This window comes from Mesorhizobium sp. AA22, assembly GCF_001672375.2.
Taxonomy (GTDB): Bacteria; Pseudomonadota; Alphaproteobacteria; order Rhizobiales; family Rhizobiaceae; genus Mesorhizobium; species Mesorhizobium wenxiniae.
In genome coordinates this window covers 1,737,262-1,749,272 of sequence record NZ_CP048406.1, presented here as the reverse complement: position 1 = coordinate 1,749,272, position 12,011 = coordinate 1,737,262, and the positions used below count along the sequence as shown (strand labels likewise).

Annotated in this window: 11 protein-coding genes and 3 pseudogenes; 6 read left to right on the top strand and 8 right to left on the bottom strand. The window is 59.3% G+C overall.

The genetic code is table 11. The features are described from left to right. Position 1: 1 nt before the first annotated feature. The gene (locus A9K68_RS08560; RefSeq protein WP_065008584.1) at positions 2-340 is read right to left on the bottom strand and encodes a helix-turn-helix domain-containing protein; all 339 of its coding nucleotides are present in this window, start codon (positions 338-340) and stop codon (positions 2-4) included. Between the two features lie 15 nt (positions 341-355). Between A9K68_RS08560 and A9K68_RS08555 the strand changes: the two genes are divergently transcribed. The 4 genes from A9K68_RS08555 to A9K68_RS08540 all read left to right on the top strand — a co-directional run bounded on the left by A9K68_RS08555 (position 356) and on the right by A9K68_RS08540 (position 5,308). Further along, on the top strand, positions 356-1,399 hold the full coding sequence (locus A9K68_RS08555) for an NAD(P)-dependent oxidoreductase (RefSeq protein WP_246811320.1): 1,044 nt from the start codon (positions 356-358) through the stop codon (positions 1,397-1,399). Beyond that, positions 1,326-1,805, top strand: a complete 480-nt coding sequence (locus tag A9K68_RS08550) for a GFA family protein (protein ID WP_348640709.1) — start codon at positions 1,326-1,328, stop codon at positions 1,803-1,805. Before A9K68_RS08555 ends, A9K68_RS08550 begins: the two co-directional genes overlap by 74 nt. 445 nt (positions 1,806-2,250) lie before the next feature. Then, positions 2,251-2,844, top strand: coding sequence for a hypothetical protein (locus A9K68_RS08545; RefSeq protein WP_246811318.1), 594 nt, complete (start codon positions 2,251-2,253; stop codon positions 2,842-2,844). A gap of 352 nt (positions 2,845-3,196) precedes the next feature. Further along, positions 3,197-5,308: a diguanylate cyclase gene (locus tag A9K68_RS08540; RefSeq protein ID WP_163602995.1), complete on the top strand. Its 2,112-nt coding sequence runs from the start codon at positions 3,197-3,199 to the stop codon at positions 5,306-5,308. Between the two features lie 91 nt (positions 5,309-5,399). On the opposite strand, the pseudogene A9K68_RS08535 reads toward A9K68_RS08540, so the two are convergent. Next, positions 5,400-5,653: pseudogene (locus tag A9K68_RS08535) on the bottom strand (ABC transporter ATP-binding protein); the annotation flags it as partial. 380 nt (positions 5,654-6,033) lie between these two features. Here A9K68_RS08535 and A9K68_RS08530 point away from each other — a divergent pair. Next, a complete protein-coding gene (locus tag A9K68_RS08530; RefSeq protein WP_065008579.1) occupies positions 6,034-7,029 on the top strand; it encodes a glycosyltransferase family A protein in 996 nt (331 codons plus the stop codon). A gap of 453 nt (positions 7,030-7,482) precedes the next feature. Here the strand turns inward: A9K68_RS08530 and A9K68_RS31620 are convergent, their stop codons facing one another. The 5 genes and pseudogenes from A9K68_RS31620 to A9K68_RS08510 all read right to left on the bottom strand — a co-directional run bounded on the left by A9K68_RS31620 (position 7,483) and on the right by A9K68_RS08510 (position 10,598). Next, entirely contained in the window at positions 7,483-7,905 is a 423-nt protein-coding gene (locus A9K68_RS31620; RefSeq protein ID WP_065008578.1) for a hypothetical protein, read from the bottom strand. Between the two features lie 53 nt (positions 7,906-7,958). Next, positions 7,959-8,123: pseudogene (locus tag A9K68_RS31615) on the bottom strand (Arm DNA-binding domain-containing protein); the annotation flags it as partial. A gap of 181 nt (positions 8,124-8,304) precedes the next feature. After that, on the bottom strand, positions 8,305-8,679 hold the full coding sequence (locus A9K68_RS08520; RefSeq protein WP_156768342.1) for a VanZ family protein: 375 nt from the start codon (positions 8,677-8,679) through the stop codon (positions 8,305-8,307). A 224-nt stretch (positions 8,680-8,903) separates the two neighbouring features. Continuing rightward, the gene (locus tag A9K68_RS08515; protein WP_156768341.1) at positions 8,904-9,269 is read right to left on the bottom strand and encodes a hypothetical protein; all 366 of its coding nucleotides are present in this window, start codon (positions 9,267-9,269) and stop codon (positions 8,904-8,906) included. Between the two features lie 432 nt (positions 9,270-9,701). Then, positions 9,702-10,598, bottom strand: a complete 897-nt coding sequence (locus A9K68_RS08510) for an RNA ligase family protein (protein ID WP_065008577.1) — start codon at positions 10,596-10,598, stop codon at positions 9,702-9,704. 71 nt (positions 10,599-10,669) lie between these two features. Here A9K68_RS08510 and A9K68_RS08505 point away from each other — a divergent pair, with 71 nt between their 5' ends. Continuing rightward, complete coding sequence (locus A9K68_RS08505; RefSeq protein ID WP_065008576.1) at positions 10,670-10,858, top strand: DUF3606 domain-containing protein; 189 nt, start codon at positions 10,670-10,672, stop codon at positions 10,856-10,858. A 55-nt stretch (positions 10,859-10,913) separates the two neighbouring features. Here the strand turns inward: A9K68_RS08505 and A9K68_RS08500 are convergent. Further along, a pseudogene (locus A9K68_RS08500) lies at positions 10,914-11,291 on the bottom strand (hypothetical protein). Positions 11,292-12,011 lie beyond the last annotated feature (720 nt).

Sequence of the window (12,011 nt, the reverse complement as noted above, 5' to 3'; positions counted from 1 at the left end):
GTCAGGCCGCCTTACGCTGCGATTTCCATGTCTCGTGGTGCTTGCCCCACGCCGACATGACTGTCACCGCATCGTTCAGGCTAAAGCCGAGCGGCGTGATCGAGTATTCCACGCGAGGCGGCACCTCGTCATAGGCGCGCCGGCTGATCAGCCCGTCGGCTTCCATCTGCCGCAATTGTTGCGTGAGCACCTTTTCGCTGACGCCAGGCAGCAAGCGGCGCAGTTCGGCAAAGCGGTATGGCCGCAGGTGCAATTCCCATAGCAGCGAGGTTTTCCACTTTCCGCCGATGGCCTGCAGCGCGGCAGCAAAACCGCAGCTGTCTGGTTCCTTGCGCCTCATTTGGCAGCTCCTGTCATGATGGCGATAGCTTACCTCAAGGTGCGTACTTCTCAACGCAGCAAGAATTTATATCTTCCGATCGAGCGCGCCAAACATAAAACGGACCCTCGTCGACAGGGCCATCAGTCTATCGGAGAAGTTACTATGGCATCGAATGTCTGCGTGCTCGGCGCGGGCCGAATGGGCTCGTCCATTGCTCGAACGCTGCTCGACTGCGGCTATCCAACATGGGTCTGGAATCGGACCGCGGCAAAGTGCGAGCCATTAGCGGCCCTTGGCGCGAAGGTCGCCCCCTCGGTGGAGGCTGGAATTGAGGCGGCCGAACTCGTGATCATCAATGTTCTCGACTATGCCGCCAGCGAGGCTTTGCTGAAGCGAGGTGACGTCGCTTCGGCATTGGCCGGGAAGGCCGTCGTACAACTCACCTCCGGCTCACCGCGTCTGGCGCGGGAAGAAGCCCGCTGGGTGGAAGCGCATGGTGCCGGCTATCTGGACGGAGCGATCATGGCCACTCCGGACTTTATCGGCAAATCAGAGACCGCACTGCTTTATTCGGGTTCCCGTGACGTTTACGAGAAGCACAAGCCCCTGCTTTTCGCACTCGGCGGCGGCACAAGCTATGTCGGGGAACTGCCGGGTCAAGCCTCTGCGCTTGATACCGCTCTGCTCACGCAGATGTGGGGCGGGCTCTTCGGAGCACTTCAGGGCATGGCTGTCGCCGAGGCCGAAGGTCTCGACCTGGCGACGTTCAGGAACCATCTTTCCGGATTCAAGCCTGTTGTCGATGCCGCCCTGTTCGACCTGGTGGATAGAACGAATGCACGCCGTTTTGCCGGCGACGACGCGACGCTGGCGTCATTGGGCGTCCACTACAGCGCCTTCCGCCATCTGCTTGAGGCATGCGAGGAGCGAGGGCTCGACGCGGCTATGCCGCGCGCCATGGATATGATCTTTCGGCAGGCGCTTTCGCTCGGGCGCATGGAAGATGATTTTGCATCTCTCGCGCCGCTGTTTCGAAATGGCTCGTCGCGCCAGAGCCGGGAGCCAGCGAATTCATAGCGGCAAGACGAAACGAACCGCGACCTGCTCATGCCGGGGCGTCGAACTTGTCCTCGCCGGAGAGCCGCGACGCGTCTATGCATGCAGTTGCATGGAGTGCCAGCGCTGCACCGGAACGGCGTTCTCATACCGGGCCATCTACGCCGGTTCCGCCCTCGTCGGCCAGAAAGGCGAGACCAGATCCTGGCGCAGAACGGGCTCGTCGGGACAATGGCTGGAGCAGACATTCTGCACCACATGCGGCTCGGTCGTCTTCATGCGGGCAGAAGGGCTGAAGGATGCGCTGTCGGTATCGGTCGGCTGCCTGGAGGACCCGGAATTCCCACCCCCGATAATGCTCCATTGGCCTCACAGAAAGCATAAATGGCTTTGTTTGGAGGGCCTGCCAGAAGCAGCCGCCTCTTGAGGGCGGATCACCAAGCGCGATGCCTGGCTTGCAGCAGGCTGACATCGTGAGTTCCGGCAACGTCTCCTTCGGCAATCGATTTCCGTTCAAGAAGGTTGCCGGTTGGATGGATGGCTGTCGCGGGCGACTGCGATCCCAAGACTCACTCGCAGCACTCCTTTGCAACACTTTGCGCTCCGCGACGTTCTCTCAAGACACGCTCCGAAGCCGATCGTCGCGGCAAGCTCTCGACTTCCTCCCGAGGGCTGCCTGAGGCTCCGATGGCAAATCCAATCACCGGAGTGAGGAGGCCCTGTCGGCTTCGCTGGCCGGCCACGGAAAACCGGCAGGCCGATCATAGTCGCCTTCGGTCGCGTTGTGGTTGAGCCGAACGAAGGAGGACGCAATGACGAAAGAGAGCACCAACACGCAGCAAGTCCTGCAGTGCATGACAACCGAGCATTTCGTGCTGCAGACCGCCCGCGCAGCCACGATTCAAGAAGCGAACCAGCGCGCCAATCTGTTCCTCACGTCGGTCTCGAGCGTAACGATCGCTCTGTCATTCGTCGCGCAAGTCACGGAAATGGGTATGCCCTTCGTGCTGTTCAGCCTGATCCTGCTGCCTTGCCTGTTCTTCATCGGTCTGGTCACTTTCGTGCGCGCCGTGCAGGTTGCGATCGAGGATATGGTGCACGCCCGTGGCATGGCGCGGATCCGGCACTATTACGTCGAACTCGCGCCGATCATGCAAAAGTATCTTATCCACTCTACGCACGACGACCGCTCGGCAGTGCTCGTCGACAAGGGACTGAGACCATCGCCCCTGCAGTATTTCATGACGACCGCAGGCATGGTGAGTACGATCAGCGGCGCGATCGCAGGCGTCTTTGCGGGCATAGTTGCGACATCGGTGATCGGTTCAGGGATGGTTCTCGGCGTGATTTCCGGAATTTTGGCTTTCGTTATAAGCATCTTGCTTCTGCGCGGTTACCACGATCGAGCTTGGGCGACAGCCGAGCAGAAATTGATGACACATTTCCCGGGCGCGCCCGGGAAATGATGTCTTGCGGGCCGGCGCAGCCGGCTGGCTATCGGCTGAATCCTGCAAGGGCCGTACGTATGGCCTGCCTGGCGCTGTACGAAGTCGGATGCTCACCCTCGCAACTAGGCGCCCGAGGCGAATCGCTGTGGGCCGGAGAGGCAAAAGAGCCGCCGGATTGGCTCATCGTTAGGACGTTGATAAGCATTTGGTAATAAAAGACGGAAAATGAAATGCTGGCTCGATCGGGTATGTATGATGCCGTCGTTTTCAGCGGGCCTGTGACGTGCGCATCAAGAGCCAGATCATTGTCAGCATGGTGGCCGCCTCGGCTTTGATTGGCCTCGTAGGCGGCGTTGCGATTTTTATACAGATGGCCGCGATCAGGTCGTTGGGATTGACCGAAGCGGCCAATGTCGCGCAGGAATTGGCCAACACGATCGTCTTCAAGTCATCCGATGGGGCACCTTCGCTGTTCGAGCGACCCGACGCGCTACGCGAGTTTCTGGAGCATCAGCACCATGGTTTGCGCAGGGATTTCCTGGTCGTCGACCGCAACAAGATCCTCCTGGCCCACGCTTCCGACGAAGACCACAATATCGGCGACAAGTTCGATCACGACCCCGGCAATGAAGTCGGCAAGACCCTCGAGGATGGCGTCCCACGCAGGTTTAACGATCCTCATGAGATCGATGACTTACTGGTCGTTCCGATCGAACATCCCGAGGACACGATCATCGGCGCCGTGCTTTTGGATTACGACCCCCTGCTAGGCGATGCCGAAAGGCGCACCAGCAACATGCTTTGGTTGGTCGGCCTCAATGCGGCAGCCGCCATGCTGGTTGCGGCCGGATTCGCAGCGGCGCTACTGCGTCGTTTCGGCTCCGGGCTTTCAGACCTGACGAAAGGCATGGAAGCGCTGGCCAAGGGCGATGCCATGACGCGCATAACCCACACTCGCAAGGATGAGTTCGGGCAACTGGCGCATGGCTTCAACACCATGGCGGCCGAGCTTGAATCGGCGCGAGCCCACATCGAGGATATCGTCGACACGGCGGCCGAAGGCATTGCCGTCCTCGACGGTGATGGCCGGATTGCCAGCGTCAATCCCGCGGCGGCCTTGATGATTGGGCGGCGCGCCGACAAGATCGTCGGCCAGGAATGGCGCTCGGTCATGACGATGCGTGATCCGAGAGGCGGCGAGTTCGCTGCCGGGACATCTCCCGTCGAGCTGGCCTTGACCTCGGGCCGCCAACACCAGAGCGAAGTGCGCTTGACAAAATGGGATGGCTCGCATTTGCCGGTCATCGCGAGCTGCAGTCCCCTCAGCAAGTCCGACGGTGGTCTCGTCCTCACGCTCAACGACATCAGCGAACTACGCCGCGCGGAAGGCGTTGTGAACGAGCGTGCCGATCAACTAGCGGTGCTAAATCGCGAATTGCACGAGAAGTCGGAAACCACCTCCCGTCTGGTGAAGCTAGGGGAGCTGCTGCAGGCCTGCGTTACGTTTCCTGAAGCGTTTTCAGTGGTTGGCACCGCCATGGCCGAGTTCCTCGGCGGCTTGAGTGGGACCGTCCACCTGACCAGCGCCTCGCGCAACCTGGTGGAAGAGGTGGCGCATTGGGGCTCCGTTCGGTCGAGCGCTACCCAATTTGCGCCGGAAGACTGCTGGGCGTTGCGCCGCGGGCAGGAGCATGTCGCCGGCCCGGGCATGCTGTCGCCGCGCTGCGCCCATATCACCGAGAATGGCGGCAAGGGCTACGTCTGCATGCCTCTGGCGGCACAAGGCGAAACGCTGGGCATCCTCCACTTGTGTGAACCGAATGCGGCTGACAAACCGCAATGGCTGGCTGAGAGGCAGCAGATCCTGCGCGGCGTTGTCGATACGCTGGCATTGGCGCTCGCCAATCTGCGCTTGCGCGAGACGCTGCGGCAGCAATCGATCCGCGATCCGAACACCGGTCTGTTCAACAGGCGGTATCTCGAGGAAACCAGCAGCCGTGAACTGCGCCGGATGGAGCGCTCGGCTCAGCCGCTGGTGATCATGATGCTCGACGTCGATCATTTCAAACAGTTCAACGACACGTTCGGCCACGAGGCCGGCGACTTAGTCTTGAAGCAGGTCGCCGCCACATTGATCGAGCATGCCAGGGATAGCGATGTCGTATCGCGCTACGGCGGTGAGGAATTCGCCCTCGTAATGCCGGGATGCTCGCTGGAGGAAGGCGCTGAGAGGGCAGAGACGCTGCGCCAGGCAATCAGGCAGCTTCACTTGTCGCATCGCGGGCGGACGCTGGGCACTGTTACAGTTTCGTTCGGGGTCGCCGCTTACCCGGAGCATGGAGCGAGCTGGGCCGAACTCACGAATGCTGCGGATCACGCGCTTTACGAGGCCAAGGGTGAGGGTCGCGACCGGGTCATCGTCGCTCGCAGCAGCGCCCCCGGCGAGCGACAATTCCAGTTGGTAACATCTCCCAAAAAATAGCCGGACACTCGTCTGGGCTTGATATGGCTAAAGTGTCGCTCGTCACGACGGCCCGGCGCACGCAGCAGGCACGACAGCCCCAGTCACTTGATTAATGCCGGTAGAGTTCATCAATGCTGAGCGATGCCAGAGCGGCGAAAGGCGCCTGCTTTTTCACACGCCCGCCGCTCAGGATCACCACGTCGTCGCAGAACGAGGTGGTGCTGTGATGATGGCTGATGACTATGGTCGTGCGGCGGCCGGTCCTCGACTTCAGGGTCTCGACGATTGCCGCTTCCGAAAGTCCGTCCACCGCATTGGTGGCTTCGTCCAGGATGAGGATATCGGATCGCGCACCATGGCCCGCTCGGCGTCGCCGGCCGAGGCCGCGTCGTGCCCGTAGAACATGTCGCTACAATCGCGCAGTGATCAACGAGGACCAGCACACGGTCCCGTACACGCGAGGCCGAAGTTGCGGGCGACTGCCAATCCGCGTCGCGCGGCGCCAGTTGACGGGCTTGTTCAGTAGAGGCTAATAAGGCAGCGTTACGCGATCGATCCTTGTGTCTGTTTTCCGGATATGGCGTTGCTTCGTCACGGTCCGAACCCGCCAGCTACGATAGGTTCAGGCTGAATGACCGACCTCATTTGCCTCGAATTCGCCCCGATCATGGAAGAGCGGTGCTGATTGCAATGCTGGCGCCATCCGTCGTTTACCAGCTCCTGCAGAAAAAACGAAGGCTCCAATGATCCAAGACAATGCGACGGTAGGCGTCGTGGTGCCGATGTTCAATGCCGAGCGAACCATTCGCGCCACCTTGACCAGCATCTGCCAGCAGGACCATCAGGCGCTGGACATTATCGTGGTGGACGACGGGTCGACGGACCAGTCCGCCTCGATTGTGGCCTCCTGTGCTGAGAGAGACCGGCGTATACGCCTAATGAGGCAGTCCAACGCCGGTGTTGCGCAGGCCCGCAACAGCGGTGCGGCCTCTACCGATGCGGAGTTTCTGGCGTTTGTCGACGCGGATGATCTCTGGGCCCCATCCAAGATCGCACTGCAACTGCGCGCCCTGCAGGAAGGCGGCTCTTCTGCGGGCCTGGCATATTGCTGGTTTGCCCAAATCGACGAGAACGGCCGGGTATTCTCACTATCCTTCCGGCCCGATGCCGATGGCCGCGTTCTGCAACGGATGTGCAGAATGAACTTTGTTGGCAACGGAAGTTCGATGCTGGTGCGTCGCTCCGCATTCGAGCGGGCGGGACAATTCGATCCTTCGCTGAGGGCCAGGAATGCACAAGGCTGCGAGGATCTTCTAATGTGCCTCAGAATAGCGGAAAATTACGAATTCCGCGTCGTGCCTCAGCATCTCGTGGGTTACCGGATAACGAACGTCAACATGTCGAGCGATGTCATGCAGATGCTTCGTTCGTGTGAGATTGTTCTTGCCGAGTTTCGCGAAAAATATCCGCAGTTCGGCAGCGATCTCGATGCGCATCTGGTCGATATGATCCATTGGCTTGCGTTGAGAGCTTTGATCGGCGGGCAGCTTTACGCGGCCTGCGACCTATCGAAAAAACTCTTCGTCCTGGATCCGCGCACGGCGATTTCTCGCCTGCCCAATATGATAGACATTTACTGCAGGGCTAGGTTGGTTCCTCGCTGGATCAAGGTTGGAGTGAAACGGATGCGCAACAAGAACGCCAAGTTCCGTCCGCTCTATGAAGAGACCAGCTGGTGAATATCAGCGCGTCACTGTTCGGGCGGTTGCGGCGGCTCATCCGCTTGGCGGCAGCACCTGCATGGCCGGGCCGACTATCGTCGGACTTGGTTTGGCCGCGGCGGTTCTCGAAGGTGCCGGCCTCTTCCTGTTCATTCCCCTGCTCCAGAGTCTCGGAGCGTCGTCATCTCAATCCGGCAAATGGCAGCCGATATTTGACCGGCTCCTGGCGCCCGTCCCGGAACAGCTAAGAAAACCATGTTGGACAGTGGGCCATCACCCGATGCATTCGGAAAACGAACTCTGCCTCTGACGACACAGCCTGTGCAGCGGTCAAAATTTCAAGACACCTGCCTGACAGGGGCATGAAGAGCCTCACTCGTTCGGGAAGTCGTGAGAATTAGGAATTCGAAGGCCAACTTCGCAATCGGCCCAGGATTGGATTATCGGAGTGCCTGGACAAAGCCAGCGACCTTATGAAGGCACCGCAGCGTGGTGCTGATCAGTGTCCGTTTGCTTTGGCAATCCGCGGGTGACCCCTTCCACCGGATTGTGTCCTGAGCGATAACCTGCCGCCTTCGCCCAATCCATGACAGTACTGATCCGCTGACGAACTCGTATCGCGGTCTCAGGTTTGGTCAGCCAGATCGGCGAAAGCACCCTGAGCACGTCTGATGTCGCAATCGCATTGACGCGATAGTCGCCAATAACAGGGTACGCATACCGCGTCAGCGTGGTGATCCACTGTTTTGCATGCTTGGGATTTTTCCAGCTGATCTCGTGTTCGGCATGCACAATTTCAGCGGCAACCCTGAAGGTCGGCACGATCCTTCGAGCTTCGCGCGGCGTAGCCAGCGGGTCGCCACCTTCCCGCGCGACTTTACGATAAGCCTGCACGCTTCCCGCGCCTCGGCGAGCGAAGTGACCGAAAGTCCTGCGAGGCCAATGTCGCGTCGCCGTCCCTGCACTACTGTTTGGAGCAGCCAGCGTTTGGCTCCCGATGGGTCAACTATCAGATAAAGGCCGTTACCGTCGGCATAGCGGCCAGGACCCTTTAGCTGCTTAACCTGCAATGCATCGAGCGCCTTCTCCGGATGCTTCCCCGAATTTTTCACGGCTCCGCCAAACTTCTAACCCCACATTTCGGCCCACATCTGTGGACAATGAACAAGCCACTCTTTCAGCAACCGATTGTTTTTACCTTATTTTTGGACGGCATTGGACGCCACTGGAACATTGCATCGGCGGCCGCTCTCTCCGCCAACCATACACCACCACTGATCTGGGCCAATGGACCTATGGCAGCCCTCCAGCGAGCCACTTTGTCCAGCTTGCGATTGTGATCCCGCAGGCCATGCCAGCACAGTCGGCAATCCAGTCGAATACATCCGGACCGCGCCCTATCAGTTGCGCGCCCTGAACAACTTCAATCGCCAGGCCCGAAAATGCGAGGAGAACAATCAGCTTTGCCTTGTGTTTCGTCCAGCCGACACTTCCCAAGGCCGCCAAAACAGCGAATGCGGCGGCGTGGATGAGCTTGCCATGATGCGTGAAGGTCACTCCCAAATTCTGCAGGAGCCAATCCGGAAAAAGGGCGAGCAGGAGAACGCCGGCCAACGCGACAAGGAAAGCAACCCTTGCCGCGATCGGATATGAACCTGCGCGCAACAATATAGGTCAGCCCTTCATCCGAAGTCTGCAGAGGCGACCGCCAGCACGAAGCGGTCTAGTGCTAAGGCAGATTCTCAATCTCTACCCTCCAACGGACCGGCGCATCGGCCGAACAGATGACGCGCGCCTCTGGCGGAGCGCGCGGGCATTGCACGACCAACGCATCGGGCCAATGGGATGACGCCTATGCCCGCGAGGGGAGAAGGACTGTGGGATCATCCGAGTCAATCGGAAGATCCAGTACGCAAAAAATCAGCCGGCCAAAGCTGGAATAAAATTACGGTGACATAAATCACGGTGACAGTGCACTTTTTGCCATGTTTGCTCGGCTGTCGCTGTGTGTAGATTGAAAGCATGGCTCGACTTGCATTGCCGCGCTGCCGATGTCGGCATCTGGGCGGCCGGTGGGCAGCGAAGCACTTCTGGACCGGATTGCCGAGCACCGGAAAGCCGCGAAATCGGGAAACATGCCGCCGCATACTGGACCGCCCATCGGTGAGGCGCTGATGATCAAGCAAGCCTAACGGCGAATACGTCCGGTTCAACTTGTCCACGAGCGTCATCGGCAAGCTGAAGGTCTGATAAATCATCCCTATGGCCGGAGTGGCTTTGACACCGGTTGAGCATCTATCTACACCGCCCGCTCACTTGTACGGAATTAACCAATTTTTGTAGCCGGGAACAAACAGTCAGCGACTCGCGTTTCTTGCACGAGGCCGGACTCTCGTCCCCTCGGTCTGGCTGTGAAGGCCCACTATCTTTTGCACGGACAGCGGGCTCCGAAGGTTCGCAAATGCCGCGCCGGCGTTTCACTCGCACCTGCCTCAGCCCTCACGATTTGGCTATTTGTGAACGCGTGTTTGATCAGGTTTGCGCAGATGGAGTCATCGACCCGTTTAGCCGGGATGCCGAAGCCTTAGCGGTGACGATTGTCGCAATCTTTCGAAACGTAACTACCAACGAGCGCGAGCTGCTCGGGGAAGTCAGATCTCGTCAACGCTCAAAGAGCGCAGACAGGCGCACTAGCTCTCGTCACTGAAACCCAGCAGCGACCCCTGGCGTATGTGGGTGTGGTCGCCACGGAGATGCTTGACGCGCAGCTTGACTCCAGGCCTGACCCATTGGGTCGCCGGCCGTTTCTTCATGGCCTCTGGCGGCGGCCCGGCATGCTCTCGAACCCGCTTCAACAGCCGCTCCTTCATGTCGCGGCCCAAGGTGATGAAGGCGGTACCGAGATATTTCCCAGTTCCTGGCTGTGCCAAAAGTGCGAAGGCTGCATTGCCAGGCTCGCGCTCGATGCCCAGCAGTTCGAATTCGTCGACCGTGAAGCTCTTGGTCTTCAGCCAGTTCGAAGTCGGGCCGCTGCGGTATTTGCTGTCGGCGCGCTTCGAGACAATTCCCTCAAGCTCGACCTGCTCGACGAGATAGAAGATTGACTTGGCGTCACCAGGCATGGCCTCGCTGAACTGGATCCGGCTGTTCGGCTTGATGATGCCGCCGAGAATTTCGCGGCGCGCCTTGCAGCCGATGTCGCGCAAATCATGGCCATTCAGGTGCAGAATGTCGAATGCGCAGAGGTACATGCCATAGGGATTGTTGTGGACCGCGTTCTGGAGCGCGTTGAAGTCGGGCATACCGGCCTTGTCGGTAACGACCGCCTCGCCGTCGATGATGGCGTTCTTGACCTCAAGCTCCGTCGCCGCTTCCACGATGCCCAGATATTTACGCGTCCAGTCCTTACCGGTTTCGGCATAGACGCGGATATCCTCGGGGCCGTTGATGATGATCTGGGCACGATAGCCGTCGAGCTTGATCTCGTGAATCCAGTTGTCACCCTCGGGCGGCTTGGCCACCAGCTTGGGCTCCATCGGGAGGATGAACTCTAGCCGGCCGGTGCCGGCCACTGCCCGCCTACGCATGGAACCTAGTCTAGGTCACTGGCGTATATTAGCCATAGTGAATATGACGAAATTCCAAAAGGACGTGCGATATGACAGACGACAAAAGCAAACGCGACTTTCGCGACCGCAACAAGATATCGGCATACGACGATTATGAGGTGAACTTTTTCGCTCTGCAGAACAACATCACGCCGGCGCAGGTGCGCGAGCTGATCCGCAGGCACGGCAACGATCGGGCGACCCTGACCGCCGCCGCGAAAGCATTGCCGGCACAATGATGACCAAACTCTCGGAGGCGCGAGCCTTTTTTGGCTCAGCACATCTGGACGCCGTCTAGCGTGGAACCGCAGGTATTCCCGAGACTGAGCGCGCCGTTTCGGCGGAGAAAACCACGAAGGCAAAGATGAGAACGCTGACAGCGACGATCATGGTGCCGGTGGCAACGATCGGCTCAAGGGCTGGATTTCTATGCAGCATCACGTAAAGAGCCATCACGATCAGGCCAAGATTGTAGACGCCGGGACCATCGCGATCCTGCGGGCGGCTGTTGTCGGGTTCAGAGCGTAGTACCCACCGAATATTGCACTCGTCACCCATCCCAAGAAGGTTGATGTGCGCGTGGCACCGTGATTGCCTGAAATTGCCATCTGCAGGCCGGCTAAGGAAGACGATCGCTGTCTTGAAAAAGATCCGAGATTTTCGGCATGTCATGTCCTCCCCAAGCCGTTGCTGGCGGCCCGGCAGCCTATGGGGGTGACCGGCCAGCCACCGGGCCTAACCGGCTTGCGCCGGCTGACGAAAACATGCGCTCACGCTAATCTAATTGCAACATCGAGATGCCGGTGCGCACAGCGAGGTTCGCGATCTCGACTCCTGTCCCAAAGGCTGGTTGGCGGGTCATCCCGTGAAGAAGATGATCTCCTTCGCACCGCCGACTCCAGCGAGTGGAATTACGGTGACAGTGCACTCGCTCGGCTGTCGCTGTAGATTGACCGTATGGCTCGACTTGCATCGCCGCGCCGCCGATTTCGGCATCTGCGCAGCCGACGGGCAGCGAAGCACTTCTGGGCCCGGCAAACCGGACAGCCGTGAAATCGGAAAGAGGCGGCAGGCGGGGATAGAAATGGTGCACTGTCACCGTAATTCCCGTAATTCCCGCCGGCTCGGTAGGCCAATATCAATTTAGATCGTCAGCGCCAGCAACCCAGCGATCGCGTTTCTCTAAAGTCGGACTAACCGCCTTTCGCTTTCAGGTACGGATTGCCAGCGACTCCTCGGCGGCCAGGACGCCGGCAAGAGTCATGCGAGCAAAACAGGAACCAGGATCACCGCCACAACTGAACCGTGCATTTGCTTCCGTGTGTTGCGCCGCAGTTACAGTTCAGCCACAACCTGTGTGTTATTCAATTTTTGGTGACTTCCTTTCAACAC